General features: G+C 68.0%; 26 protein-coding genes. 13 read left to right on the plus strand and 13 right to left on the minus strand.

From position 1 onward, the window contains the following. Positions 1-241: 241 nt before the first annotated feature. Positions 242-1,375, minus strand: a complete 1,134-nt coding sequence (locus tag AB4061_RS32050; protein WP_441640238.1) for a metallophosphoesterase — start codon at positions 1,373-1,375, stop codon at positions 242-244. A 216-nt stretch (positions 1,376-1,591) separates the two neighbouring features. Between AB4061_RS32050 and AB4061_RS32055 the strand changes: the two genes are divergently transcribed. Further along, positions 1,592-1,747 carry a hypothetical protein gene (locus tag AB4061_RS32055; protein WP_441640239.1) on the plus strand — a complete coding sequence of 52 codons (156 nt, stop codon included), beginning with the start codon at positions 1,592-1,594 and terminating at the stop codon, positions 1,745-1,747. A 28-nt stretch (positions 1,748-1,775) separates the two neighbouring features. Here the strand turns inward: AB4061_RS32055 and AB4061_RS32060 are convergent, their stop codons facing one another. The 3 genes from AB4061_RS32060 to AB4061_RS32070 all read right to left on the minus strand — a co-directional run bounded on the left by AB4061_RS32060 (position 1,776) and on the right by AB4061_RS32070 (position 4,758). After that, the gene (locus AB4061_RS32060; protein WP_441640280.1) at positions 1,776-3,134 is read right to left on the minus strand and encodes an MATE family efflux transporter; all 1,359 of its coding nucleotides are present in this window, start codon (positions 3,132-3,134) and stop codon (positions 1,776-1,778) included. A gap of 31 nt (positions 3,135-3,165) precedes the next feature. Next, the gene (locus AB4061_RS32065) at positions 3,166-3,702 is read right to left on the minus strand and encodes a winged helix-turn-helix transcriptional regulator (RefSeq protein WP_441640240.1); all 537 of its coding nucleotides are present in this window, start codon (positions 3,700-3,702) and stop codon (positions 3,166-3,168) included. 123 nt (positions 3,703-3,825) lie between these two features. Further along, on the minus strand, positions 3,826-4,758 hold the full coding sequence (locus AB4061_RS32070) for a LysR substrate-binding domain-containing protein (protein WP_441640241.1): 933 nt from the start codon (positions 4,756-4,758) through the stop codon (positions 3,826-3,828). Positions 4,759-4,919: 161 nt separating this feature from the next. On the opposite strand from AB4061_RS32070, the gene AB4061_RS32075 reads away from it, so the two are divergent. The 6 genes from AB4061_RS32075 to AB4061_RS32100 all read left to right on the plus strand — a co-directional run bounded on the left by AB4061_RS32075 (position 4,920) and on the right by AB4061_RS32100 (position 11,207). Continuing rightward, on the plus strand, positions 4,920-5,852 hold the full coding sequence (locus AB4061_RS32075) for an SDR family oxidoreductase (protein WP_441640242.1): 933 nt from the start codon (positions 4,920-4,922) through the stop codon (positions 5,850-5,852). Further along, complete coding sequence (locus tag AB4061_RS32080) at positions 5,852-7,357, plus strand: acyl-CoA synthetase (protein WP_441640243.1); 1,506 nt, start codon at positions 5,852-5,854, stop codon at positions 7,355-7,357. The genes AB4061_RS32075 and AB4061_RS32080 overlap by 1 nt, the downstream gene beginning before the upstream one ends. Before the next feature lie 80 nt (positions 7,358-7,437). After that, positions 7,438-8,415, plus strand: coding sequence for a Bug family tripartite tricarboxylate transporter substrate binding protein (locus AB4061_RS32085; protein ID WP_441640244.1), 978 nt, complete (start codon positions 7,438-7,440; stop codon positions 8,413-8,415). 129 nt (positions 8,416-8,544) lie between these two features. Continuing rightward, positions 8,545-10,017 (plus strand): chloride channel protein, encoded by a 1,473-nt coding sequence (locus AB4061_RS32090; RefSeq protein ID WP_441640245.1) that lies wholly within the window; start codon positions 8,545-8,547, stop codon positions 10,015-10,017. A 129-nt stretch (positions 10,018-10,146) separates the two neighbouring features. Continuing rightward, positions 10,147-10,443 (plus strand): hypothetical protein, encoded by a 297-nt coding sequence (locus AB4061_RS32095; RefSeq protein ID WP_441640246.1) that lies wholly within the window; start codon positions 10,147-10,149, stop codon positions 10,441-10,443. A gap of 95 nt (positions 10,444-10,538) precedes the next feature. After that, complete coding sequence (locus AB4061_RS32100; protein ID WP_441640247.1) at positions 10,539-11,207, plus strand: hypothetical protein; 669 nt, start codon at positions 10,539-10,541, stop codon at positions 11,205-11,207. A 49-nt stretch (positions 11,208-11,256) separates the two neighbouring features. Here the strand turns inward: AB4061_RS32100 and dapB are convergent, their stop codons facing one another. Together dapB and AB4061_RS32110 are read right to left on the minus strand one after the other, a co-directional pair. After that, a complete protein-coding gene (dapB, locus tag AB4061_RS32105) occupies positions 11,257-12,066 on the minus strand; it encodes a 4-hydroxy-tetrahydrodipicolinate reductase (RefSeq protein ID WP_441640248.1) in 810 nt (269 codons plus the stop codon). 100 nt (positions 12,067-12,166) lie between these two features. Then, entirely contained in the window at positions 12,167-12,616 is a 450-nt protein-coding gene (locus AB4061_RS32110; protein WP_441640249.1) for an Lrp/AsnC family transcriptional regulator, read from the minus strand. Positions 12,617-12,915: 299 nt separating this feature from the next. Between AB4061_RS32110 and AB4061_RS32115 the strand changes: the two genes are divergently transcribed. The 3 genes from AB4061_RS32115 (at position 12,916) to AB4061_RS32125 (ending at position 15,925) form a co-directional block, all read left to right on the plus strand. Continuing rightward, positions 12,916-14,040, plus strand: a complete 1,125-nt coding sequence (locus AB4061_RS32115) for a saccharopine dehydrogenase C-terminal domain-containing protein (RefSeq protein WP_441640281.1) — start codon at positions 12,916-12,918, stop codon at positions 14,038-14,040. Continuing rightward, positions 14,037-15,557, plus strand: a complete 1,521-nt coding sequence (amaB, locus tag AB4061_RS32120; RefSeq protein WP_441640250.1) for an L-piperidine-6-carboxylate dehydrogenase — start codon at positions 14,037-14,039, stop codon at positions 15,555-15,557. Before AB4061_RS32115 ends, amaB begins: the two co-directional genes overlap by 4 nt. A gap of 137 nt (positions 15,558-15,694) precedes the next feature. Next, complete coding sequence (locus tag AB4061_RS32125) at positions 15,695-15,925, plus strand: hypothetical protein (RefSeq protein ID WP_441640251.1); 231 nt, start codon at positions 15,695-15,697, stop codon at positions 15,923-15,925. A 94-nt stretch (positions 15,926-16,019) separates the two neighbouring features. Here the strand turns inward: AB4061_RS32125 and AB4061_RS32130 are convergent, their stop codons facing one another. The 6 genes from AB4061_RS32130 to hemA all read right to left on the minus strand — a co-directional run bounded on the left by AB4061_RS32130 (position 16,020) and on the right by hemA (position 21,195). Beyond that, positions 16,020-16,637, minus strand: a complete 618-nt coding sequence (locus tag AB4061_RS32130; RefSeq protein ID WP_441640252.1) for a UbiX family flavin prenyltransferase — start codon at positions 16,635-16,637, stop codon at positions 16,020-16,022. A 7-nt stretch (positions 16,638-16,644) separates the two neighbouring features. Beyond that, complete coding sequence (grxD, locus tag AB4061_RS32135) at positions 16,645-16,956, minus strand: Grx4 family monothiol glutaredoxin (protein ID WP_441640253.1); 312 nt, start codon at positions 16,954-16,956, stop codon at positions 16,645-16,647. Between the two features lie 131 nt (positions 16,957-17,087). Then, complete coding sequence (gene prmC, locus AB4061_RS32140; RefSeq protein ID WP_441640254.1) at positions 17,088-18,005, minus strand: peptide chain release factor N(5)-glutamine methyltransferase; 918 nt, start codon at positions 18,003-18,005, stop codon at positions 17,088-17,090. Positions 18,006-18,129: 124 nt separating this feature from the next. After that, entirely contained in the window at positions 18,130-18,456 is a 327-nt protein-coding gene (locus AB4061_RS32145; RefSeq protein ID WP_441640255.1) for a hypothetical protein, read from the minus strand. A 224-nt stretch (positions 18,457-18,680) separates the two neighbouring features. Next, positions 18,681-19,763, minus strand: a complete 1,083-nt coding sequence (prfA, locus tag AB4061_RS32150; RefSeq protein WP_441640256.1) for a peptide chain release factor 1 — start codon at positions 19,761-19,763, stop codon at positions 18,681-18,683. A gap of 127 nt (positions 19,764-19,890) precedes the next feature. Beyond that, positions 19,891-21,195, minus strand: coding sequence for a glutamyl-tRNA reductase (hemA, locus tag AB4061_RS32155; RefSeq protein WP_441640282.1), 1,305 nt, complete (start codon positions 21,193-21,195; stop codon positions 19,891-19,893). A 253-nt stretch (positions 21,196-21,448) separates the two neighbouring features. Between hemA and AB4061_RS32160 the strand changes: the two genes are divergently transcribed. Beyond that, complete coding sequence (locus tag AB4061_RS32160; protein ID WP_441640257.1) at positions 21,449-21,685, plus strand: hypothetical protein; 237 nt, start codon at positions 21,449-21,451, stop codon at positions 21,683-21,685. Positions 21,686-21,745: 60 nt separating this feature from the next. Here the strand turns inward: AB4061_RS32160 and AB4061_RS32165 are convergent, their stop codons facing one another. Further along, positions 21,746-22,513: a 5'-methylthioadenosine/adenosylhomocysteine nucleosidase gene (locus AB4061_RS32165; protein ID WP_441640258.1), complete on the minus strand. Its 768-nt coding sequence runs from the start codon at positions 22,511-22,513 to the stop codon at positions 21,746-21,748. Between the two features lie 157 nt (positions 22,514-22,670). On the opposite strand from AB4061_RS32165, the gene AB4061_RS32170 reads away from it, so the two are divergent. Further along, on the plus strand, positions 22,671-23,726 hold the full coding sequence (locus tag AB4061_RS32170; protein ID WP_441640259.1) for a DUF2157 domain-containing protein: 1,056 nt from the start codon (positions 22,671-22,673) through the stop codon (positions 23,724-23,726). Beyond that, positions 23,723-24,844 (plus strand): DUF4401 domain-containing protein, encoded by a 1,122-nt coding sequence (locus AB4061_RS32175; protein WP_441640260.1) that lies wholly within the window; start codon positions 23,723-23,725, stop codon positions 24,842-24,844. Before AB4061_RS32170 ends, AB4061_RS32175 begins: the two co-directional genes overlap by 4 nt. Positions 24,845-24,846 lie beyond the last annotated feature (2 nt).

A 24,846-nucleotide genomic window follows, 5' to 3' on the forward strand; every position in this document is an offset into this window, starting at 1 on the left:
CCCATGTCTGAGTATCGCCTTAAGGCGATGCGAGTTTGGGTCCCGGCCGCTCTTTTCGTGAAATCCCGAGGGGGTGTCGCCCCATCCGGCGCGCCTTTTTTGCCTACTTTTTTGGCAAGACAAAAAAGTAGGTCGCCGCCCCGCAGGGGAGGTGAAACTGCAGTTGAATTTGCAGTTAAGCCCTTGAATTTGAATTTGATTCTGCAGTTGCAGTTGCAGCTGATGTTGCACAACCCCTCATTCACTTCCTAACCAACCTCAACTTAGTAATCTCCGACGGCGCCCCAAACCGCTTGGGCGGCCCCCAATACCCGGTCCCCCTGCTCACATACACCCACATCGCTTCATGCCGGTTCAAACCGGCGGTATAAGGCTGCTGCATCGGCACGAACAGGTTCCAGGGCCAGAATTGGCCGCCATGCGTATGTCCGGAAAGCTGCAGGTCGAAGCCCGCGGTGGATGCCGCCGGCGCCGTGCGCGGCTGGTGCGCCAGCAGCACCCGCGCGGCTACCACCGCCGGGGCGCCATGCAGCGCGCGCGCCGGGTCGCTGCGGTGGCTTTCGTCGAAACGGTGGGCAGAAAAATCGGTCACGCCTGCCAGCACCAGCGCTTCCTCCTCTTCCCCGATCACCACATGCTCGTTCATCAGCACGCGCAGGCCCAGTCTGTTCAGCTCCGCGATCCACGGCTCGGCGCCAGCGTAGTACTCATGGTTGCCGGTGACAAAGTAGGTGCCATGGCGCGCCTTCAGGTCGCCTAGCGGGGCGGTGTGCCGGGACAGTTCGCGCACGGTGCCGTCGACCAGGTCGCCGGTGATGGCGATGGCGTCCGGGGCCAGCCCGTTGACGCGGGCGACGATGCGCTCCAGGTAGGCGCGCTTGATGGTGGGGCCAACGTGGATGTCGCTGATCTGCACGATGGTGAAGTCGTGCAGCGAGTCAGGCAGGCCGGCGATGGGGACTTCCACCTCGACCACCTGCGCCAGCCGCCGCGCATTGAAAAATCCCATCACGGTGACCAGCAGCGCCAGCACAGGCACCGCGGCGGCGGTGCGGGGCAGCAGCCATGCCGGGTGCCAGCCGGCCATCGCGCTCACCAGCAGCACGACGTCGCGCGCCAGCGTCAGTATTAGCAAGGAAGAGAAGAACCCCATGGCCAGCATGCCCATCCAGGTCAGCGCATCGGACCACGGTTGGTCCAGGCGCCGCGCCAGCAGGCCTGCGGGGATCAGCGGCCACGACAGCGTCAGCCACGCTACGGCCAGCGCCTTGATGGCGAAAGGCACAGGCATGTCGGGCAACAGGCGCAGCCCGATATAGCCGTGCAGCAGGCCAACCACGAGGGCGGCGACGAATACGGTGGTGCGAGGGGGCATGCCACCTCCAGGGTGTGAGAGTCGGGGCCGGATGCTTCCAGCATTGATATTGTTTTAGAGCATTCCGGCGACGCCGCGATGCCGCGATGCCGCGATGCCGCGACGCTGTGACAGTGTGGCGGGCATCCTGGAATTGTCGGCTCCGAGCCTCTTTTCCGTTTTGCGCATCGGAGGCGTACGTGAGGCCCCCGGCCCGCAGATTCAAGGGGCAAGACCGTGTTCGATGCGCAGCTCGCCGCGATCCAGGGGCAGGTCGATGTGTTGAACGGCACGGCAGTCCTGTACAAGTCGCTGGGCGATGGATGGCAGGCGGTGCCGGCCGAGGTCAGGGATGCCGGGCTGGGCAGCAACGCGCGCGCCGTGATGCGCTGAGCGGGCCGCGTGCGCCGCCCACGCAGGCTCAGCGCGCCGACCAGTTAGCGCCGCGCACGCCGAACGCCGTCACCACGCCGTAAGCGGTGATGCCCAGCGCCACGCCCAGGAAGTGCCCGTCCAGGCCCATGCCCGCGACGTTCGCCAGCAGCCAGCCGCCGCCGGCGGCCAGTGCGATGCGCGAGATGCCGGCCGCAATCGGCCAGCCCATGCGGCCCGCGCCCATCGACGCGAAATACAGCGCCATGCCCAGCCCGAAGCCGCCGAAGGCCGGTGCGACCCAGGACAGCGCGCGCGCGGCGATGCTTGCCACTTCGGCATCCTTGGTGAAGAACCCGGCAAAGGCATCCGGCGCCAGTCCCACCACCGCACCCACCGCGCCGGCCACCGCCAGCGCCATCAGCGCGCCGGCCCAAGCCGTGCGGCGTGCGGTAGCCCAGTCGCCGGCGCCGACTGCTCGCCCCACCAGCGCGGTGAGCGCGGAGCCCACGCCGAACGCCAGCGGGATCATCAGGAACTCCAGCCGCGCCGAGATGCCGTACGCGGCCACCGCGGCGGTGCCATAGTGGCGCAGCTGGGTGGTCACAAGGATCGTGGACAGGTTGGCCACCGAGGCCAGCGCGCAGGCCACCAGCCCCACCGACAGGATACGTGTGAACAGCGCGCGTGACGGACGGATACGCAGCATCGGCACGAACCCCGCGCCGCCCCGCAGCACCACCCAGGCCATGGCCAGCGCCGCCGCCCACGACACCGCTGCCAGCGACGCGCCAATGCCGGCCAGGCCCATGCCCACCGGCTCGGCCAGCGCCCAGGCCAGCACCGGGAAGGCGATCCACATCAGCGAGAGCACCCGCGCCGCCAGCGCATGGCGGCCACCGCCGCGCAGCACCGAAGCCAGCGTGTTGGCCAGCCAGGCCGGCACCGCGCCGGCGCCGAACAGCCAGACGGCATACGCGGCGGCCGCGTCCGCCGCGGTCTGCCCCGCGACCGCGCCCAGGATGCCACGCGGGAAGCCGGCCATCGCCACGGCAAACGCCAGCCCCGCCGTGACCGCGATGATGAGCGCGTGCAGCACCAGCGACGAGGCCTCCTCGCGCTTGTTGGCGCCCAGCGCGCGGGCGATGGCCGCCACCACGCCACCGCCCATGGCGCCGGTCGACATCTGCTGCAGCAGCAAGGCAAAGGGCAGCACTACCGCCCAGCCCGCCAGCGCCGCCGTGCCCTGGCGCGCCGCCAGCCAGGTCTCGATCAGTTGCGCGCCTGCCTGCAGGAAGGCGATCAGGCTGGTGGGCGCGGCCAGCAGCAGGATGCGGCGCATCAGTTCGCGCATCAGCGGGTGCGCGGGGGTGGCAATGGGTGCGGCTGCTGCTGCGGCTGACGCCATCGCGGCGCCGGCCATGGGATTGGCTTGCGGCTCATTCATGGCTGGACTCCGTCTTGCCTGTCAGTTGCTCGTCCGCGGCTTGCTGAGCGCCAGCGGCGCCAAAGCGCCGCCGCAAATAGCTGCCCGCGCCGGGGCCCGGAGCCACGCGCAGGTCGTCCAGCGTCAGCGGGCTGCCGTCCGGGCGGGCCAGCGCCGGCGCGGCGATCTCCGCGCCGGTGTGCTTGTCTTGCAGCAAGGTGAGCGGGCCGCGCTCGTCGGTCATCCAGCGGTCGGCCCAGGCCTTCAGCGCCACAAAGGCGGGGAAGAAGTCGCGGCCTTTCCCGGTGAGGTGGTAGACATGCCGCGCACCGTCGGGCGCCGGCACGCGCTCCAGCATGCCGTGTTCCACCAGCGTCTTCAGGCGCGCGCTGAGGATGTTGGGCGCGATGCCCAGGTGGCGCTGGAACTCGTCAAAGCGGGTGCTGCCGTAGAACGCCTCGCGCAGCAAAAGAATGGCCCAGCGCTCGCCCAGCACCGCCATCGAGCGGGCAATCGGGCAAGGCATGCTGGCAAAGTCGGTATGTCCCATGGTCTCCTCTCGCGCGGCTTGCAGGGTTGGCTTGGATTTTTACTTTCGTTTTGCAAGCCAGTTCGGCGCATCTTAACTTGCAATTTGAAAGTTTGCTGGCGCGCTGCAAGCGGCATGCGGGGACTACGGTGCGCACAAAGCGGCGCCGCCCGGGGCGCTGAAGACATCGAGCGCCGGAATCCGCTCGCGCAGGAAGTCGATCAAGGTGCGCGTGGCCATCGACGGATGCAGGTTGGGCGTGGTGATGATGTAGAGCCGGCTGCCCAATCCCTCCGGTTTCCATTCGGTCAGCACCGGCACCAGGCGGCCTTCGCGCACATCGTCCCAGCCGGCGTAGACGGGCAGCAGGCCCACGCCGTGGCCGTCGCGTACCGCGCGCATCAGGAAGGGGAAGTGCTCGGACTGCAGGTGCGGGCTTAGCTCCACCTCCTCGCGCTGCTCGCCGCGGTCGAGCGTGAGCACGAAGCGCCGGGCGGGGTAGGGCGGGCACAGGAACTGGCAGCGCGCCAGGTCGGCCGGGGTTTGCAGCGGGCCGTGGCGGGCCAGGTAGCCGGGCGAGGCGCAGAGCTGCCAGTCGATGGCGCAGATATCGCGCGCCACGTGGTCCAGCGGAGGCTGCGAAGTCACCTTGAGCGCCACGTCGATCTCCGCGGCGATCAGGTCCACCACGCGGTTGGCAAAGAACACCCGTAGCGAGATGCCGGGATGCTGCCCAGTGAATTCCAGCAGCAGCGGCGCGAGGAAGGTGTCGCCCAGCCCGGTCGGCACGCTCACGCGCACGTGGCCGCGCAGGGTGGTGCCCAGGCTGTCGATCTCCGCCTGGGCGGACGCCACTTCCTGCAGGATGCGCAGGCCGTGCTGGTACAGCGAGCGGCCCGCCTCGGTCAGCTCCAGCCGGCGCGTGGTACGGCGCAGCAACTGCGCGCCAGCCTGGTGCTCCAATTCGCGCAGCTGGCGGCTGACCTGCGAGCGCGTGACACCGCGCCGCCGCCCCGCCTCGGACAAATTGCCGGCTTCGACGATGTCGACGAAGGCCTGGATCAGGTTGAGGTCCATCCGGGAATCCATGGAGAATTGTCGCGTATGGCGCAACATTGTGAGTCGCTGCAAGGGAATTGTCGATGCCGGGAACCGGGGCTACAGTGGCCATGTCCTGCCGGATAGCCAAGGCGGGGCCAGGCAGGCGTGACGCCGCCCTAAAACAAGCAGGAGACACCATGTTCAAGAACGATCTTTTCGCCGGCCAGCGCGTGTTGATCACCGGTGGCGGCACCGGGCTGGGCCTGATCATGGCCGAGCGCCTGGCGGGGCTGGGGGCGGAGCTGCACCTGTGCGGGCGCCGGCTGGCGGTGCTTGACGAGGCCGCCGAGATGCTGCGCCACCAGCACGGCACCAAGGTCGTGACCCACGCGGTGGACATCCGCGACGCGGCTGCCGTCGACGCCATGATCGAGACCATCTGGACCCGGCACGGCCCGCTCGATTGCCTGGTCAACAACGCCGCAGGCAACTTCATCAGCCGCACCGAGGACCTGTCGCCCAACGGCTTTCACGCCATCTCCGACATCGTCTTCCGCGGTACTTTCTACACCACGCAGGCCGTGGGCAAGCGCTGGATCCGCGACGGCCATCCCGGCTCGGTCCTGTCCATCGTCGTGACCTGGGTCTGGACCGGCTCGCCCTTCGTGGTGCCGTCCGCCATGTCCAAGGCGGGCGTGGATGCCATGACCAAGTCTTTGGCCGTGGAGTGGGGCCGCCACGGCATCCGCTGCAACGCCATCGCGCCGGGCGTGATCCCCACCGAAGGCGCGGGCTCGCGCCTGCGTCCGCAGGACGCGCAGCAAGACGCGATGAGCGGCCAGAACCCCACGGGCCGCATCGGCCGGCCGCAGGACATCGGCAACCTGGCCGCCTTCCTGCTGGCTCGCGACAACTCGTGGATCAACGGACAGACCATTGCGCTGGATGGCGGCGACTACCTTGCCAACGGCGCTTATTTCAAGCAGTACCTGGATTGGGGCGATGCCGAATGGCAAGCCGCGCGCGAGCGCATCGCGGCCAGGAACGCCGCCGATCGTGCCGGGCGCACCGTCAACGCACCGGTCCCGACCAGCTCTACCACCAAGCCTAGCCAGGCTGGAGACAACTGATGGCCGCTGACCTCTTGTTTGAAGACATCCACCGTACCGGGGCCGAACTGAGCGAGCGTGGCGCGCGCCTGGCCGGCGGCTTGCGCGCGCTTGGCCTGGGCGAAGGCGACGTGGTCGCGGTGCTGCTGCGCAATGACCCGGTGTTTGCCGATATCGTGCATGCCTGCCGCACGGCCGGCACTTATTACTGCCCGATCAACTGGCACTTCACCGCGGAAGAAATCCGCTTCCTGCTGACCGACAGCGGCGCCCGGGCCTTGATCGTCAGCGCCGACCTGCTGGACGGCGTGCGCGCGGTGGTGCCCGCAGGCGTACAGGTGCTGGCGGTGACGGCGCCGGGCCAGGACAGYCCCGCGGGCGCGACCGGCTATGAGCGCTGGCTTGCCGAGCAGCAGCCCTACGACGGCCCGCGGGTCGCGCCGCGCGGCCACATGGCCTACACCTCCGGTACCACCGGCCGCCCCAAGGGCGTGCTGCGCGCCGCGCCGCCGCTGGCCATGCTGGACGAGCAGCTTGCGCGCATGCGCTCGGTGGTGGCGCAGACCATGGGCATCGTGCAGGGCACGCGCGCGTTGATGGCCGCGCCGCTGTACCACAGCGCGCCGGGCGTGTTCATCCAGAATGCGCTGCAGCTCGGGGAGCGCCTGGTGCTGTGCGCGCGTTTCGATCCGGAGCAGGTGCTGGCGCTGGTGGAGAAGCACCGCATCGACGTGCTGTACCTGGTGCCGATCATGTATGTGCGCATGCTCAAGGTGCTGCCCGAAGTGCGCGCCCGTTATGACTTGTCCTCGCTGCGCTTTGTCGCCTCGACCGGGGCGCCGTGCGCGCCCGAGGTCAAGCGCGCCATGCTGGACTGGTTCGGCCCGGTGATCCACGAAACCTATGCTTCAAGCGAGGCGGGCATGATTACTGTGGCCACGCCGGCCGACGCCGTGGCCAAGCCCGGCACGGCGGGGCGCCCGGTCGACCAGGGCGAGGTGCGCATCCTGGATGAGCAGGGCGTTGCCTGCGCCCCCGGCGAGATCGGCCTGGTCTATGTGCGCCAGCCCGCCTACCCGGACTTCACCTATCGCAACAACGAGGCTGCCCGCCGTGCCATCGACCGCGACGGCCTGGTCAGCCTGGGCGACATGGGCTACCTGGACGCCGACGGCTACCTCTTCATCTGCGACCGCGCCTCCGACATGGTGATCTCCGGCGGCGTGAACATCTACCCGGCCGAGATCGAGCACGAACTGGTGCGCTATCCCGGCGTGGCCGACTGCGTGGTGTTCGGCGTACCGGACGACGAATACGGCGAGCGGCTGCTGGCCATGGTGCAACCGGTGGCGGGTGCCACGCTGGAAGAGGGCGCCATCATCGACTGGCTGCGCCAGCGCCTGTCCGGCTTCAAGGTGCCGCGCACCATCGTGGTGGAGGCGCTGCTGCCGCGCGACGATACCGGCAAGCTGGCCAAGCGCCGCCTGCGCGACAAGTACTGGGAAGGGCGCACGCGGCGGGTTTGAGCCGCACCGAGTACCGAGCATCGAGTGCTGAGTACCGAGTACCGAACACCAGACGTCAAGAAAACCAAGGAGACTACGCAATGCATAGCTGGAAAACCGGATGGCGCGCCTGGGCCGGCGCCGCCGTCTTCGCCTGCTCGCAACTGGCCGCTGCCGCCTATCCCGACCGCCCCATCAAGCTGGTGGTGCCCTACACGCCGGGCGGCTCCACCGACCAGTTCGGGCGCGGGCTGGCCGATGGCATGAGCCGCGTGCTCAAGCAGACGGTGGTGGTGGAGAACCGCCCCGGCGCCGCCACCATGATCGGCACGCAAAGCGTGGCGCGCGCACCCGCCGATGGCTACACCATGGTGCTTGCCACCAACGGCAGCATGGTGCTCAATCCCATGCTCTACAAGAAGATCGCCTACGATCCGCCGCGCGACTTCCGGATCTTCACCGTTGGCGCCGAGGCGCCGCTGGTGGTGGTGACCAACAGCCAGGTGCCGGCTGCAAATATCCGCGAGTTCGCTGCCTACGCCAAGGCCAGCGGCGGCAAGCTCAACTACGCCTCGGTCGGCCTGGGCAACGCGCTGCAGCTCGCTACCGAAATGCTCAAGACCGAGCTCGGGATTTCGGTCACCCATGTGCCGTACAACGGCAGCGCGCCGGCGCTCTCGGCGCTGCTCGCCAACGATGTGCAACTGATGGTGGACGTGGTCAGCACGTCGCTGCCCCACATCAAGGGCGGCAAGCTGCGCGCGCTGGCGGTCACCGGCCGCACCCGGCTGGAAGTGCTGCCCAATGTGCCGACCGTGGCCGAGAGCGGCTATCCCAACTTCCAGGCCGCAACCTGGTTCGGGCTCGCCGTGCCGGCGCAGACACCGCCGGACGTGGTGGAAAAGCTGCAGGCCGCGGCGGCGCAGGTCCTCAAGGATCCGCATTTCCGGGCGACCTTCAGCGCACTGGGACTGGTGATCCAGCCGCCGCGCACCCAGGCCGAGATCGACCGCTACATCGAGGCGGATCGCGAGCATTGGGGCAAGGTCATTCGCGCCAACAACATCAGCCTGGACTGAGCCAGGAGCCTCTGGCGCGCACCTTGCGCGCGGCATGCCTGGCGGCGATCGGCGTATAGTTCCATCACGCCGTGATGAATCCGGCCCTCGGGCTTGTCACGGCGTTTCTTCGCCCACGCCTGCCGCTCCATGAACGAAGTCACGCCAAATCGCAGCCAAGATCCCGAGCCGTCCGATCCTGACAACGTTCCCGGGCGGGGCTCCGAGCGCAACCGGCTGCGCGCGCTGCGCCGCCGCGCTCACATGGCCGCGGGCCGCAAATCGCGCCAGATGTGGCGTATCTCCCGCACCACGCTACGCTACGCCGTCTTCATGTGCGGCGCCGGCTGCGTAGCGCTGTTTTCCCTGATCTTCGCCTGGATTGCCGAGGTGGCCCTGCGCTGGAACGCGCACCTGACAGCGGCCACGCCCTGGCTGGCCTTCGTGCTGCTGCCGTTCGGGCTGGCCGCGCTGCGCTGGCTCACCATCCGCCTGGCGCCGCAGGCGCGCGGCAGCGGCATCCCGCAGGTAATTGCCTCATTCGGCCTGCCCCCGGCGGGGCCGGCGCAGACCCTGCTGGTGTCGTTCCGCCAGTCCATGTGGAAAGTGCTGCTGACCACCGGCGGGCTGCTGGCGGGCGCCTCCATCGGGCGCGAAGGGCCATCTGTGCAGGTAGGCGCCGCGGCCATGCTCGCCTGGGGGCGCTGGTGCCAGGAGAAGCTGCGCTTTCGCATCGGCTTTCATCCTAACGCGCTGATCGCCGCCGGCGCTGCCGGGGGCCTTGCCGCCGCCTTCAATACGCCGCTGGCGGGCGTGGTGTTCGCCATCGAGGAACTCGGCCGCGGCACTGCCGTGCGCTGGGACCGGCTGGTGCTGTCAGGGGTGCTGACCGCCGGCTTCCTCTCGCTGGCGATCCTTGGCAACAATCCCTATTTCAGCGTCAAGACGCCGATCCTCGCGCTGCACGATGCCTGGGGGCCGGTACTGCTGTGCGCCCTGGTCAACGGCACGCTGGGCGGGCTGTTTGCCAAGCTGCTGACCGGCGGCGTGCCCGCGCTGATGCCGGCACGGCTGCGTGCCTGGCCAATGCAGCATCCCGTGCAGGTGGCGTTCCTGTGCGGCCTGGTGGCCGCGGCGATCGGCTGGTCCACCGGGGGCGCCACCTTCGGCACCGGCTACGGGCAGGCCGCCGGCCTGATCAACGGTGAGCCGCACGCCACGTTGTGGTTCGGCCTGGCCAAGCTGGCGGCGACCGTGGTCTCGTATTTCGCTGGCATTCCCGGTGGCATCTTTACGCCGTCGCTGGCCATCGGTGCCGGCATCGGCGCCAATGTGGCGGACTGGGTCGGCCACCTCTTCGGCGGCATGGCCGAGCCACGCGTGCTGGCGCTGGTGTCGATGGCCGCCTTCCTGGCCGCCGCCACCCAGGCGCCCATCACCGCCAGCGTGATCGTGATGGAGATGACGCGCTCGCAGGACCTCACCTTGTTCCTGCTGGCGTCGTCGCTGCTAGCCTCGTTCCTGGCTCGCCAGTTCTGCCCGCACCCGTTCTATCACCAAGTGGGCCATGCTTTCCGGCGCGAGGCGCTTGCAGCCACACGGAAAGTGGCTCCCGCTACATAAGGAGAAGCCGTGGCCATGGTGCCCGGTGCCGCTTTGTCTTACCATGGGCGGCGCCCGGGCCATGCACCCGGCGCTGTGTACCGGCGGCACATGAGGATCCGCGCCGGCACGACGAACCGGGGAGCACAGATGGCCACAAAACGACCGCCAGGCAGTGACGGCGCACCACGCCCGCAGCCGCAGTCGCAGAGTCCGCGCAAGCCGCAGGGCAAGGAAGGCACTGCCTTGCGCGACCTCGGGCCGGACACCGTCTGGCACACGCGTGGCCTGCATGGCCATACCCGCCAGCGCGCGCCGTTACCGTCGTCGGCACGATCGCCACGGCGGCCGTTGCCGCCCAGCCGGGTGCCGCGCCTGCTGCTGTGGGGCTTGCTGCTGATGGTGCTGGCGGTGATGGCCAGCGCGGTGATGAATATGACGCATTAACCCCCGGCAGTGTGCTTGCATGCCATCTTGTGGCGGGTGGCAGGAACCACGCGCGTAGGGGGCGCTCCAATTTGGAGCTTATCTCAGGAGTCTGGATGAAATACCCCCTCGCCGGGCTGGCTGTTGCCAGCCTGCTGCTGATTTCGCCTTGGGCTGGCGCTGCCCCCAACGATGGTGCCGCCGACAAACTGGCGCCGATGATGGATAGCCTGGAGATCGGCAGCCCGCTGCCCACGCTGCCTGATTGCGCCGACAAGCGCACCCCTGACGGCCGCGACGTGACCGGCCTGTGCGTCGAAGTGCGTGGCGACGGCGTGATGCGCCAGGTTGGCGTGCCGCGCGACAAGCGGCCTGCCTTCATGGACGGTCCCCACGTGGTGGCCTTTGTCGACCGCAGTGCCCTGGTCGGGCTGATCGTGCCGACCGACGGCATCCGCTCCGAGAAAGCCGTGGTGGACAGCCTGACCGCGCGCTACGGCAAGCCCTTTCGTTCCGAGCAGGTGAAAATGAAAGACAAGGCCGGCCAGCCCATCACCAGTGTCCACGCCGGCTGGATGAAAAAGCCCCTGACCGTGGAGCTCTACGCCATTCCGGAGGATCCCAATACCGGCACCATCGAACTGCTGCTGCCCCAGGCCCGCGTCCTGATGGCCAACCAGGACAACGCGATGGCGCAACAGCTCAACCCCAAGGCGGCGTCCGCCCCGCAAGCGGCGCCCGGCGGCAAGGCCGCGGAAAAGAAGGGCAAGGAAGGCGGCTGGTAGCGTTTGTGGCGATGCGGTGCGCCGCGCGCCGCAAAGGCCCTCAAAGCCCTCAAAGCCCTTCCATCACCTTGTCCAGCCCGCGCACCAGCCCGGTCAAGGTATGCACCTTGCGGATCGCCAGCAGGGCGCCCGAGACATAGGGCTTGGAGCCGTCGCCGGACTCATGCTTCAGGTGCAGGCGCTGCCCGTCGGCGCCGAAGATCACCTCCACGCCCAACTGATAGCCCGGCAGGCGCACGGCGTGCACCTGGCTGCCGGACATCGTCGTGCCACGCGTCTCCTTCGGGCCCTTGACCTGGTCGATGGGCACCACCTGCTTGGCCTCGCGGACCTGTCCCAACCGATAAGCCAGCTCGCGCACGGTGCCGGAGGGCACGTCGATCTTGCCGGCCTTGGCGTAGTCGATGATTTCCCAGTGTTCCAGGTGGCGTGCGGCCATCTCTGCGAACTTCTGCAGCAGTACCACGGTAATGGCAAAGTTGCCACAGGCCAGCACGCCGCGCCCGGCCTGGCGCGCGGCGGCATCGATCTCGGCATAGTCCTCGTCGGATAGCCCGGAGGTGCCCACCACCACGTGCGCGCCCTTGGCCAGCGCCTGCAGGATGTTGCGCTTGGCAATGTCCGGCTTGGTGTATTCCACATAAACGTCGAAGGCGCCTTGCGCCAGCTCATCGATGCTGGCCACCGCCACGCCAGGCGTGCCCTTGTGCGCGGTCAGCGCCGCCAGGGCCTGGCCGGCCGCGCCGCGCGACAGCCCGGCCACCAGCGTCATGTCGTCCGCGTGCGCCACGCCGCGCGCCAGTTCGCCGCCGGCCCAGCCGGTCACGCCGCCTACGGCGACTCGAATGCGATTGCTCATCGTCTTGCTCTCCTGATCTGGATGGATTTCGGGGTGCCCAACTGCGCCGGGCTGGCTGCCAGGTTGTGCAGCATAAGCCTATTGCGCGCGCGCCGCTGGCTCAGCCCGCGGCGCGGCGCCGGTCGATCTTGCGCGCCAGCACGATCGAGGTGGTGGTGTGGTTGACGCCATCCAGCGCGCCGATTTCGTCCAGCAGCTTGTCCAGCCGGGCATGGGTGTCGCAGCGGATCACCGCCATGTAGTCCACCGGGCCRCTGACCGAGTTCAGCTCCTCGATTTCGGGAAAGCGCTGCAGCGCCCGTACCACCGCGGGCGCGCTCTTGGGCATCACCGACATGCCGCAGAACGCCAGGATAGCGTTGTCTTCCATTTCCTTGCCCAGCCGCACGCCGTAGCCGGCGATCACGCCATCGCGCTCCAGCCGCGCAATGYGCGCCACCACGGTGGTGCGGGCTATGCCGAGCTTGCGCGCGAGATTGGCGGCATTCTCTCGCGCGTTGGCCTGCAGCAGGGAGAGCAGGTGGCGGTCGGTCTGGTCGAGTTCGGTCATGGGCGGGCTAGGGGCGGCTAGAGGGGGCTAGGGGCGGCGGACAGGTCAAAAGCATGTGGTTCGTCGATTCGAACGTTTATCTTGCCGAATCGTTTGATTGTGAGGCCTTTTCGTCAATCTTGTTCCTTCATTCTGACTGTGCCCGCAACCATACTTCAGCCATGGCCGCACTCCGCTGAACCACTTCCACGAGGGACATCATGACCTGCATCACGCCAACCGGCCATCTCGACCAAACTGGACGGAACACCCAAGCCGGGCCGCCCGCCGCCCCGGTTCGTCAAGGCAGGCAGACGCCGATGCACGTGGTCGTGCTGGGCGCGGGCAAGATCGGCCGCACCATCGCCGTCATGCTGCATCAGAGCGGCGACTACCGCGTGACCCTGATCGACCGTGAGCCCACCCATCTCGAGGGCGTGCCGGAGGGCATCGCCGTGCGCGTCGGCGACCCGGACCAGACCGAGGATTGCGCCGGGCTGCTCGGCGGCGCGCAGGCCGTGCTCAACGCACTGCCATTCCATGCCGCGGTCGGCGTGGCCACGGTAGCGGCCAGGCTCGGCGTGCATTACTTCGACCTGACCGAAGACGTTGCCGCCACCCACGCCATTCGCCGCGTGGCCGAGGGCGCGCGCTCTGTGCTGATGCCGCAATGCGGGCTGGCGCCCGGCTTTATCGGCGTGGTCGGCAATGACCTCGCCCAGCGCTTTCTGCGCGGCGGCGGCGAACTGCTGGACCTGAAGATGCGCGTTGGCGCGCTGCCGCGCTACCCGAGCAATGCGCTCAAGTACAACCTGACCTGGAGCACCGAAGGCCTGATCAACGAATACTGCAACCCTTGCGAGGCCATCGTCAACGGCCGCCGCGTGGAAGTGCCGGCGCTGGAAGGGCTGGAGAGCTTCGCGCTGGACGGCATCGAGTACGAGGCCTTTAATACGTCAGGAGGGCTTGGCACCTTGCCCGAGACGCTGGCGGGCCGGGCGCGCGACGTGGACTACAAGTCGATACGCTATCCCGGCCACTGCGCGGTGATGAAGCTCCTGCTCAACGATCTGCGCCTGCGCGAGCGCCGCGACTGGATGCGGGAGATCTTCGAGAGCGCGATTCCCGCCACGCAGCAGGACGTGGTGATCGTGTTCGCCAACGCCACCGGCTATGCCGCCGGCGTTGGCAAGGGCGGGCGCGGCCCGCTGACCCAGGCGTCGTTCTCGGTGCGCATCGGTGGCGCGCAAACGGCTGACGGCCACGTCAATGCGATCCAGCTCACCACGGCGGCCGGCATCTGCACCGCGCTGGACCTGGTTGCCAATGGCGAGCTGCCACAGGCCGGCTTCATTGCGCAAGAGGCGATGCCCCTGGACGTTTTCCTGGCCAACCGTTTTGGCCGACACTACACCCGTCATCCGCTTCAAGAGGCAACGGTATGAAAGCAAAGGAATTCGCGGCCTGCTGGCAGGCCATCGGGCTGACGCCGCCGTGGCGCGGCGGCGAAGGCCCCACCGGCGCCTTGCCGGTGCGCTCGCCGATCGACGGCGAGGCATTCGGGCACCTGCCCGCCTGCAGCCTTGCCGAGGCCGATGCGCGCATCGAGCGCGCCCGCGTAGCGCAAGCCAGCTGGGCGCTGGTGCCCGCGCCAGTGCGTGGCGAGGTGGTGCGGCGCTTTGGCGAAGTGCTGCGCGAACACAAGAAGCATCTTGGTGAGCTGGTTTCGCTGGAGGCCGGCAAGATCCTGCAGGAAGGGCTAGGCGAGGTGCAGGAGATGATCGACATCTGCGACTTCGCCGTCGGCCTGTCGCGCCAGTTGCATGGCCTTACCATCGCCTCCGAGCGGCCACAGCATGCAATGCGCGAGACCTGGCATCCCTATGGCCTGTGCGGCGTGATCTCGGCCTTCAACTTTCCCGTGGCGGTCTGGGCCTGGAATGCGGCGCTGGCGCTGGTGTGCGGCAATGGCGTGATCTGGAAACCGTCGGAGAAAACGCCCCTCACCGCGCTGGCCATGCAGAGCTTGCTTGACGGCGTGCTGGAGATTGCCGCGCCACAGCACGTTGGTATCGCCACCGTGCTCGCGGGCGGCCCGGCGCTGGGCCAGCATCTGGTGGAACACGCCGCTGTGCGGCTGGTGAGCGCCACCGGCTCCACCCGCATGGGCCGCGCCGTGGGCATCGCTTGCGCCGAGCGGTTCAAGCGCGCCATCCTGGAACTCGGTGGCAACAACGCCGCGATCGTCGCGCCCTCGGCCGATCTCGAACTCGCCGTGCGCGCCATGACCTTCGCGGCGGCGGGCACGGCCGGGCAGCGCTGCACGTCGCTGCGCCGCGCCTTCGTGCATGTCGATGTGCTGGAGGCCGTCACCACGCGCCTGATCCAGGTGTTCGGCCGCCTGCCGGTGGGCGATCCGCTGGCCGAGACAACGCTGGTCGGTCCGCTGATCGATGGCGCCGCGGGTGCCGCCATGGCCGCCGCGCTGCTGCGCTGCCGCGGGCATGGCAACATCGTGCACGGCGGCGAGCGCGTGCTGGCAGAAAAGTACCCCAATGCCGAGTACGTGCGGCCCGCGCTGGTGCTGACCGATCGCCAGCACGAGACGATGCTGAGCGAGACCTTCGCGCCGATTCTCTACGTGATGCCGTACACCAAGCTGGACGAAGCCATCGCGCTGAACAATGCGTCGGAGCATGGCTTGTCGTCCTGCATCTTCACCGAGTCGCTGCGCGAGGCGGAACGCTTCATGTCGGCAAGCGGCAGCGATTGCGGCATTGCCAATGTGAATATCGGCACCAGCGGGGCGGAGATTGGCGGTGCGTTCGGTGGTGAGAAGGCGACTGGCGGCGGGCGTGAATCCGGCTCGGACGCCTGGAAGGGGTATATGCGGCGCGCTACCAATACCGTGAACTATGGGGATACGCTGCCGTTGGCGCAGGGGGTGCGGTTTGAGGTTTGAGGCCCGAGTCCTTTACGTTCATCCAAACGTTGCGATTCGTAACAAGGGTTACAGCAGGTTGACCCTGTATTACTAAACCGCCCCGTATAACGTTCTTATGGCTAAACCAAGGCTAAACAAGCCACAAGGACGATGAGATGAAGACGTTGATGTTGGGACTCGCGATGGTTGGCGCCGCCATGCTTGGCGGATGTGCGGTCTACCCGGCTTATCCCGGCTACGGCTATGGGGGCGCAGAGGTCGCAGTGGCACCGGCGCCGGTCTATGCTGCGCCGCCGGTGGTGGTAGCCCCTGGCTTCTACGGTGGCTACTATGGCTATCGCGGCGGCTACTATGGCGGCGGCCGCCGCTATCGCTACTGGCGTTGAAGCGAGAGCGGTTGCACGGGCTGACACGGGCTGACACGGGCTGACACGGGCTGACACGGGCTGACACGGGACAGAGCGAGGTTAACCGCGTTTGTCAGGCCTGGCCGTTGAGTCCAGCCCAGCTCGGCGCCAGCGTTTGCGGCACGTCGATCAGGTCCAGTACGCGGCCAACCGTGTGGTCGACCAGTTCCGCCACGCTTTGCGGCTTCTGGTAGAAGCCGGGCACCGGGGGAAAGATGATGCCGCCCATCTCGGTGACGGCGGTCATGTTGCGCAGGTGCGCCAGGTTCAACGGCGTTTCGCGCACCATCAGCACCAGCTTGCGGCGCTCCTTGAGCGTGACATCCGCGGCGCGGGTGATGAGATTGTCGGACAGGCCATGCGCCACGGCCGCGAGCGTGCGCATGGAGCAGGGCGCCACCACCATCGCATGGGCGGCAAAGGAGCCGCTGGCAATGGTGGCGCCGATATCGCGCACGTTGTGGACCACCTGGGCAAAGGCTTCCACCTCGGCCTTGCTGATGTCGAGTYCGTGCTGCAGGTTCATCACGCCCGCCGCCGAGATCAGCAGATGGGCCTCCACGCCAGGCGCGGCGCCCAGTATCTGTACCAGGCGGACCCCATAGACCGCGCCGGTGGCGCCGGTGATCGCAACGACGATGCGCCGCGGCTTGCCTTCACCCGCTGCATCCGCTGCACCCGCTGCGGTCATGTCGCGCTCAGGCCTTGAGCAGCGATTGCAGCTCGCCGTTCTGGTACATCTCCATCATGATGTCCGAGCCGCCGACGAACTCGCCATTCACGTAAAGCTGCGGAATGGTCGGCCAGTTGGCGTAAGTCTTGATGCCTTGGCGGATGCCGTCGTCTTCCAGCACATTGACCGTGKTCGGTGCGTCGACGCCGCAGGCCTTCAGGATCTGGATCGCACGGCCGGAGAAGCCGCACATCGGGAACTGGGCGGTGCCCTTCATGAACAGGACCACCGGGCTGCCCTTGACGATCTGGTCGATCTTTTGCTGCACGTCACTCATGATGTCTCTTTTCAGTTGCTCGCGGTGCAGGCACTGGCCGGCGCCGCTATCGGGAAATCGGAAAGGGCGAGCGTGATGCGCGCGCCTTGTTGCAATCAAGTATTTGATTTTACCGGAATCGGCTGCCGGCTTCAGGCGGCCGCCCCGGACTGCGCTGGCAGGCGAGCCGCGCTGCAGCGTTCGTGGCCGGCCAGGTCGCGCGCGGTAAAGATCTCGGCCATGCCGGCGGCGGCCAGCAGGTCGCGGGCAGCCTGGCCTTGGTCGTAGCCGTGCTCCATCAGCAGCCAGCCGCCCGCATGCAGGCGCGCGGCGGCCCCGGCCACGATCGCACCCAGGTCCGACAAGCCATCGCCATGATCGGTCAGCGCATCGATCGGCTCGAAGCGCAGGTCGCCCTGGCCCAGGTGCGGGTCCGCGGCGGCAATATAGGGCGGATTGCTCACGATCAGGTCGAAGCGCAGGCCAGCGGGCAGCGCGGCGTACCAGTCGGAGGCAAGAAAGCGCACATTGCCGGCGCCCAGGGCGCGCGCGTTGTCTTGCGCCACCTGCAGCGCGCCGGGCGAGATATCGGTCGCCCAGACCTCGGCGTCGGGCCGTTCGCAGGCCAGCGTGACGGCCAGCGCGCCTGAGCCGGTGCCCATGTCGAGCACCCGGGGGGCAGCCAGCGGCGCCAGCAGCTTCAGGGCCGCTTCCACGGCGATTTCGGTGTCCGGGCGCGGAATCAGCACATCCGGGGTCACGCGGAAGGCGCGCCCGAAGAATTCCCGCTCCCCCAGCAAGTAGGCTACCGGTTCGCCGCCCAGGCGGCGCCCGAGCAAGGCGGCCACGCTGTCGCGCTGGGCCGGGGCAAGCGTTTCGTCGTCGCGCGTGATCAGCTGGGTGCGGGTGAGCCCGGTGACGTGGCTGACCAGCAGGCGCGCCTCCAGCGCTGGCAAGCCGGCTGCCGCAGCCACGGCCAGGGCGTCGCGTACCGTGGCCGTCTCAGGCAGTGAGACCGGCGCGGTGGCATTGGGGCTGGGGCAGGTGGCGATGGACGTGGTGCTGGGCATGGATCGGGCAAAAAAACAAAACCCCGCCGGGAGGTGCCCTGACGGGGTTTGCAGTGTAACGCGCTTGCCTGGGCGGCGGTGCCTGGCCGCGATGCGCCAGTTTCTTGCCGCCGTGGCGTGCGAATTACTTGTTGACGGCGTCCTTGGCTTTGTCCGCGCTGGCGTTGACAGCATCCTTGGCGGCGTCCTTCGCCTTTTCCATGGCATTGCCGGCATCGACCTTGGCCTTTTCGGCGGCAGCGGAAACGTCGGCAGCCGCGCTGCTGGCAGCGGACTTGGCGGCATCGGCGGCATTGCTGGCGGCGGATGCGGCGYCGCTGGCGGCGKCCTTGGCGGATTCAGCGGCGCTTTGCATGGCGCTCTCGGCGCTCGGCGTGGCGGGGGCTTCTTCCTTCTTGCTGCAGGCAGCCATGGCGGCGGTGATCATCAACAGCGCGAGCAATTTCTTCATGATTTCGTCCTTTTGTCCGTTTTCGAGTGGCGACACGCCGACCTCTGTATGGTGGCTCGGTCGGAATCGATTATAGACAGCGGAAAATGGCACGCCAGTGCTGTTGCAAGCATTTACAACAGATACAAAGGTTTTCGTTCAGAAATCGCGATTTATGCAGTGCGATCCAAAAATCTGCCTTAATGACCGGTAATTCGTCGCAATAACCTGCTAATGCCAAGCGATTAATGCCCTTCGCCCAGTGCCGCCAGTTGATCCGCCTGGTGTTCCGCGGACAAGGCGGACAGGAGCTCGTCGAGATCGCCGTCCATGATCATGTCGATCTTGTAGAGCGTCAGGTTGATACGGTGATCCGTCACGCGCCCCTGCGGGAAATTATAGGTGCGGATACGATCACTTCTGTCGCCGGTGCCGATCAGGTTGCGCCGGGTGCTGGCTTCTTTCGCCTGGGCGGCGCGCAGCTTCGCGTCCATCAGCCGGGCCGCCAGGACCTTCATGGCCTTGTCCTTGTTGCGGTGCTGGCTGCGGTCGTCCTGGCACTCCACCACGATGCCGGTGGGCAGGTGGGTCAGGCGCACGGCCGAGTCGGTCTTGTTGACGTGCTGGCCGCCGGCGCCGGAGGCGCGGAAGGTATCCACACGCAGGTCCGACGGATTGATTTCCACCTCGGTCACCTCGTCGGCCTCGGGCATGACTGCCACCGTGCAGGCCGAAGTGTGGATGCGCCCCTGGGCCTCGGTGGCTGGCACGCGCTGCACGCGATGGCCGCCGGATTCGAACTTCAGCCGGGAAAAGGCCGCATCCCCGGCGATCCGGATGATCACTTCCTTGTAGCCGCCCAGGTCGGACGCCGATTCGCTCATCACCTCCACCTGCCAGCGCTGGCGCTCGGCATAGCGTGTGTACATCCGCATCAAATTGGCGGCGAACAGGGCGCTCTCCTCGCCGCCGGCACCCGCGCGGATTTCCAGCAGCAGGTTGCGGTCGTCGTTGGGATCCTTGGGCAGCAGCAATGTCTGCAGGCTGCCTTCCAGCGTTTCCAGCCGCTCGCGGGCCGCGGTGATCTCATCGGCCGCGAACTCCTTCATCTCGGGATCGTCCAGCAGCGCTTGCGCGGTGGACAGGTCTTCCTGTGCCTGGCAGTACTGCGCATATTGTTCGGCCACCGGCGTCAGCTCGGCGTGTTCGCGCGTGAGCTTGCGGTACTGGTCGATCTTGGCGGTGGCATCTTCGCGCGCAAGCAGGGCGTTGACTTCGTCGAGTCGCTCGGACAATTGGTCGAGCTTGGCAAGCATGCTGGCTTTCATGGGGGTCCGAAGGGGCGCGGTGAAACGGGTGGAGGCGGATGTTGCTGCTGGGATGCGTGCGGGGCAATGGCCGCTGGCAACGCAAAGCTGGCCGCGCGCAGGACACGCACGGCCGAGGCGAGCGCGGCTAGCGCTCGGAGTGGCTGCTGTGGCGGAACAAGCCCGGCACCAGCCGCAGCAAGGTCTCGCGGTCGTCGCCCTGGGTGTGGTTCAGGGCGTGGGTCGGGCCGTGCAGGAATTTGCGGGTGAGCGCGCCGGACAGGGCTTCGAGCACGGCTTGCGGGTCGTCGCCGCGCGCCAGCATGCGGCGCGCGCGCTCCAGCTCAGCCTGGCGCATGGCCTCGCCCYGCACCTGCAGTTCGCGGATGACAGGCACCACGCTGCGGGTTTYCAGCCAATGCATGAAATTCTGCACGCGGCTTTCGATGATGGCTTCCGCCTGGGCCACGGCGGCCTGGCGCATGGCATTGCCCTCGCGCACGATGGCGCCGAGGTCGTCCACGGTGTACAGGAAGACGTCGTCCAGACGCGCGACTTCGGGCTCCACGTCGCGCGGCACGGCCAGGTCCACCATCATGATGGGGCGGTGGCGGCGCAGCTTGACGGCGCGTTCCACCGCGCCCAGCCCGATGATGGGCAGGGAGCTGGCGGTGCATGACACCACGATGTCGAACTCATGCAGGCGCGCGCCCAGGTCCGACAGGCGGATGGCCTCGGTGGTCAGGCCCTGGCCGGCGAGCTGCTCGGCCAGCCGCTCGCCACGCTCCACGGTGCGGTTGGCCACCACGATCTGGCGCGGCGTTTGCGCCGCGAAGTGCGTGGCGCACAGCTCGATCATCTCGCCCGCGCCGATGAACAGCACGCGCTGGGTCGAGACGCTTTCAAAAATCCGCTGGGCCAGGCGCACCGCGGCGGCAGCCATGGATACCGAATGCGCGCCGATCTCGGTCTGGCCGCGGACTTCCTTGGCCACCGCGAACGTGCGCTGGAACAATTGGTTCAGGTAGGTGCCCAGCGCGCCGGCTTCACCGGCGGTGCGCACTGCATCCTTCAACTGGCCCAGGATCTGGGTTTCGCCCAGCACCATCGAGTCCAGCCCGCTGGCCACGCGGAAGGCATGGCGCACGGCTTCGGACTGCGGCAACGAGTACAGGTGGGGAGCGAGTTCGCCGGCCGGCACGTTATGGTGCTGCGCCAGCCAGCGCAGCGTGTGCTCGAAGCCGTCCGAACCCGACAACAGCACATCGGTGGCGCAATAGATCTCGGTGCGGTTGCAAGTGGAAAGGATGGCGGCTTCGGTGCCATTCTTGCCGGCCAGGTGGGTGCGCAAGGCGCCCAGGGCGGGTTTGATCTGCTCAAGCGGAAACGCCACTCGCTCGCGCAGCGAGACGGGCGCCGTGGTGTGATTGATACCGATCGCGAGCAGTTGCATGGTGGGGAGCATGTCTCTCTGGCCGGGCTCCGGGCGGCGGCTTTGCTGGCCGCAGCGCGGGAGTCAGGTGCAATCCGGGCATGAATTCAAGCGCGGATTCCGGCGCAAAGCGCCGCCGAACCGGGCTACATTATACCGCCCGGCGCGGATCTTGCCGGAGCGCGGTCGGGTTTACCATATTGCTACAGCCACGCGCGGTGCCTGGCGGGCCTTCCCAGGCAGCGCGCCAGATTCAGATAATCGGGAGAATGTGATGTTGGGTATGCTGGTGGTAGGGGTGCTGGTTGGACTGGCGGCGCGGTGGCTGCATCCCGTGGGCCGGGTTAGCCTGCTGGCCGCAGTGGTGTTCGGTGCACTGGGCGCGCTAGCCGCGTTTTACGGCGGCCGTGGGCTGCACTGGTTTGTCGACGGGCAGATGGCGGGCTGGTTCGCGGCCATCCTGGGCGCGGCCGTGCTGGTTGGGGTCGGGGGCGTGGCCAGGGGGCGGTGAGATTGAATGCATGCCTCACAATCTCGAACCCGAATTAACGCCAACGCCGCTTTGGTCTGGTTACCCGCGCTGCTCCAGGAACCGTCTCAAAACGCCGCTCGAATAATGGCTGGCCACGTCGGTCAGAAACGCCGCAAAATCCACGTGCGCGGTATCGTCGGCCCGATCCGATAGCGTGCGCATCACCGCATGCCGCACGCCATACTCATGGCAAACCTGTGCTACCGCGGCGCCTTCCATTTCCACCGCCAGCACGCCAGGCAAGCGCTCGCGCAAATCGGCCGCGGCGGCGGGGGAGCCGATGAACTGGTCGCCGCTGGCGATCATCCCCATATGCAGCCTGGGCGCGCTGACCCCGAAGCGCGCAAGCACGCTGGCCGGGACGGAGGTCGGCAGGTCATCACGCAGGTAGCCTGCCACGGCCTCGCGCAGCGCGGCGGTAAGCGTCGGATCGGTGGGGAATTCAGCGCGCTCCAGCAGCGGCACCTCGTGCCGGGCAAAAAACGGCCGCGCGTCCAGGTCGTGCTGCAGAGTGCGGTCTGCCACCACCACATCCCCGACCCGCGTCTCGGCCCCGATGCCGCCGGCCAGGCCGGTGAAGACGATCTCATCCACGCCGAACTCGCGCACCAGGGTGACCGTGGTAGCCGCCGCCGCCACCTTGCCCATGCGCGCTAGCACCAGCACGCAGCGCTGGCCGTAGAGATGGCCAACGTGATAGTCGCGCATGCCGATTGTCTGCACGGTGGCGCGGGCATCATCGTGGCGCATGGCGGCGATCAGGCCGTCGACTTCATCGTGGATGGCGGCGAGGATACCAAGGGTCATGGCGGGGTGTGGCTGGATGGGAGAAACGCACAGCATACCGGGCCGGGGCAAGGCGGCAAAGCAGCGCTGTTGCATGCTCCCGCTCACGCAAGGAAAGCTGCGCAGATGGCGGCGCCTTTGCTACAGTGCGCTGGCGTATCCATCACATGGAGCATAGATGCAGGCAACCACAACGCAGGGCTTTCAAGACCGGCGGGCAGCGCGCCAGGCGCTGGCAGACTGGCGCGAGCAGGGCGTGCTCGGCGCCGACGGCGTGGCCGCCAGCTGGCCAGGGACCGAGCCCGACGCGGCGCAGTGGCGGACCTGGCTCGATCGCACATTGCTCATGCTGGGCGCCGCGCTGCTGTGCGCCGGCGTGATCGTGTTCTTCGCCTTCAACTGGCAGGACCTGCACAAGTTCGCCAAGTTTGGCCTGCTGGCCGGGGCGCTGACCCTGCTGGCGGGATTCGCCTGGCTGCGCCCGGCCACCGACATGGCGGGGCTGGCGGCGCTCTGCGGCGCCCAGGTGGTGGCCGGCGTGCTGCTGGCCGTGATCGGGCAGGTCTACCAGACCGGCGCCGACGCGTGGCAGCTGTTCGCCCTGTGGGCACTGCTGGCGATCCCATGGGCGCTGGCCGCGCGCGCGGCGCCGCACTGGTGGGTGGTAATCGTGCTGGCCAATGTAGCGCTGCTGCGGTATTTCAGCGTGCGCCTTGGCGTGGGCGGCATGTTCGACCTGCTGTTTGGCGCGGCTGGCGAGCGGGCCACCACGCTCTCGCTGCTGGCGGCCACGCTGTTGCAACTGGTGCTGTGGTTCGCGCTGCGCGCTGCGGCGCCGGCCTACGGCTTTCGCGGGCTGGCCGGCGCACGCATCCTTGCCACGCTGGCGTGCGCCTACGCCGGCTGGCTCGGCCTTGCCAGCCTCCTGCACAACCACTTCGATCTCGCCATGTTCGGCGTGGCCATGCTCACGCTGGGCGGGCTGCTTGCGTGGTTCCGGCTGCGGGCGTTCGATGTGGTGGCGCTCAGCCTGGCCAGCTTCTCGGTCATCGTGCTGCTGGTGACCGGGGTTGCCCGGCTACTGCTGGAGGGCAACCGGGACGCGTTCGGCGCCTTCCTCATCCTCGGGCTGCTGACCATCGGCCTGTCCGCGGCGGCGGCGGCTTGGCTGCTGCGCGCCTATCGACACCACGGGCAAGCCCAAAGCGGCGCGCCCAACGGAGAGCCGGCATGACCAGCGACCGTCACGTTCACATAGTACAAAGGTTGTGGCAGGACCTGGCCGCGCGCGGCTTGGTGCAAGGGCAGCCGCTAGCCGCACAAGGGCGCACGCCATGGGCCGTCAGGCTGCTGATGGGCCTCGCGGGCTGGCTCGGCGCCGTGTTCTTCCTCGCCTTCCTGCTCGGCTCGGTCTTTGTGGCCGCGCGCGACAACGCCACGGCAATGGCGCTCTGCGGCGCCGCCATGATCGCGCTGGCGGCGGTGCTGTACCGGCGCCGCGCGGGTGCCACCGCGCTCGAGCAATTCGCGCTGGCTGTCAGCCTTAGCGGCCAGGGTCTGCTCGTGTACGGCGCGAGCCAGGCCTACGGCGGCAGCCGCCTGCTCGAATCGGCCGCCTTCTGGGGCGCGCTCGCGCTGCTGGAGGCCGTGCTCTATGTGCTGGTCAGCAACCGGCTCCATCGCTTCCTGGCCGCGCTGGGCCTATGGACCTGCGTGGCACTGGCGCTCCACCTGGCCATGACGCCTGGCCTGCGCCACGTCTGGCAAGCCATGAGCTTCTCGCTAGGCTGGCTCGCGCCGTTCGCCATGACACTGCTCACCGGCTTCGTGCTGGCGGAAGGGCGGCTCTGCGCCGCCGGGCTGCACAGCTGGATCGAGCCGGCCGCGGATGCCACGCTGCTGTTCGCACTGGGCGCGGCCCTGGTGGTGACCGGCCTCAGCCAGCCTCAGGCACTGCTGTTCGACGCCGACACCGGGCGCCACGCCGGCAACTACTGGATGGCCGGCGCGCTGTTTGGCGTGGTGCTCGCCGCGTTTGTCCTTGCCGAAGCAGGCCGGCTGCGGCTAAGCCCGGCGGTGCGGGGCACCGCGCTTGTCGGCGCGGTGCTGTTCAGCGCCTTGCTCGCCGGTGCGCCGGCGGTCGCCGCCGCCGCCCTCGCGCTCGGCCTGGCGCTGCGCCGCGGCTCGCTGCCCTGGCTGGGCCTGGCCGTCGCCGCGCTCGGCAGCGGCTTCATCTGGTACTACAGCGCGCTGCATTGGACGCTGCTGATCAAGTCCGCCACGCTCGCCGGTGCCGGCATCGCCGTGCTGCTGCTGCGCATGGCGCTGCGTCGTGACGGCGCAAGGAGATAAGC

Origin of the sequence: Cupriavidus sp. YAF13, from assembly GCF_052113425.1 — a bacterium.
Lineage (GTDB): Bacteria > Pseudomonadota > Gammaproteobacteria > Burkholderiales > Burkholderiaceae > Cupriavidus.

What these genes read in the sequence shown, in the direction of transcription:
- AB4061_RS32115 (WP_441640281.1), top strand. Translation starts at nt 12,916, where the DNA reads ATGCACGTGGTCGTGCTGGGCGCGGGCAAGATCGGCCGCACCATCGCC.
- AB4061_RS32085 (WP_441640244.1), top strand. Translation starts at nt 7,438, where the DNA reads ATGCATAGCTGGAAAACCGGATGGCGCGCCTGGGCCGGCGCCGCCGTC.
- AB4061_RS32170 (WP_441640259.1), top strand. Translation starts at nt 22,671, where the DNA reads ATGCAGGCAACCACAACGCAGGGCTTTCAAGACCGGCGGGCAGCGCGC.
- AB4061_RS32100 (WP_441640247.1), top strand. Translation starts at nt 10,539, where the DNA reads ATGAAATACCCCCTCGCCGGGCTGGCTGTTGCCAGCCTGCTGCTGATT.
- AB4061_RS32075 (WP_441640242.1), top strand. Translation starts at nt 4,920, where the DNA reads ATGTTCAAGAACGATCTTTTCGCCGGCCAGCGCGTGTTGATCACCGGT.
- prfA (WP_441640256.1), bottom strand. Translation starts at nt 19,763, where the DNA reads ATGAAAGCCAGCATGCTTGCCAAGCTCGACCAATTGTCCGAGCGACTC.
- amaB (WP_441640250.1), top strand. Translation starts at nt 14,037, where the DNA reads ATGAAAGCAAAGGAATTCGCGGCCTGCTGGCAGGCCATCGGGCTGACG.
- AB4061_RS32060 (WP_441640280.1), bottom strand. Translation starts at nt 3,134, where the DNA reads ATGGCGTCAGCCGCAGCAGCAGCCGCACCCATTGCCACCCCCGCGCAC.
- AB4061_RS32125 (WP_441640251.1), top strand. Translation starts at nt 15,695, where the DNA reads ATGAAGACGTTGATGTTGGGACTCGCGATGGTTGGCGCCGCCATGCTT.
- AB4061_RS32165 (WP_441640258.1), bottom strand. Translation starts at nt 22,513, where the DNA reads ATGACCCTTGGTATCCTCGCCGCCATCCACGATGAAGTCGACGGCCTG.
- AB4061_RS32160 (WP_441640257.1), top strand. Translation starts at nt 21,449, where the DNA reads ATGTTGGGTATGCTGGTGGTAGGGGTGCTGGTTGGACTGGCGGCGCGG.
- AB4061_RS32050 (WP_441640238.1), bottom strand. Translation starts at nt 1,375, where the DNA reads ATGCCCCCTCGCACCACCGTATTCGTCGCCGCCCTCGTGGTTGGCCTG.
- dapB (WP_441640248.1), bottom strand. Translation starts at nt 12,066, where the DNA reads ATGAGCAATCGCATTCGAGTCGCCGTAGGCGGCGTGACCGGCTGGGCC.
- AB4061_RS32095 (WP_441640246.1), top strand. Translation starts at nt 10,147, where the DNA reads ATGGCCACAAAACGACCGCCAGGCAGTGACGGCGCACCACGCCCGCAG.
- AB4061_RS32065 (WP_441640240.1), bottom strand. Translation starts at nt 3,702, where the DNA reads ATGGGACATACCGACTTTGCCAGCATGCCTTGCCCGATTGCCCGCTCG.
- AB4061_RS32175 (WP_441640260.1), top strand. Translation starts at nt 23,723, where the DNA reads ATGACCAGCGACCGTCACGTTCACATAGTACAAAGGTTGTGGCAGGAC.
- AB4061_RS32070 (WP_441640241.1), bottom strand. Translation starts at nt 4,758, where the DNA reads ATGGACCTCAACCTGATCCAGGCCTTCGTCGACATCGTCGAAGCCGGC.
- AB4061_RS32090 (WP_441640245.1), top strand. Translation starts at nt 8,545, where the DNA reads ATGAACGAAGTCACGCCAAATCGCAGCCAAGATCCCGAGCCGTCCGAT.
- prmC (WP_441640254.1), bottom strand. Translation starts at nt 18,005, where the DNA reads ATGCCCAGCACCACGTCCATCGCCACCTGCCCCAGCCCCAATGCCACC.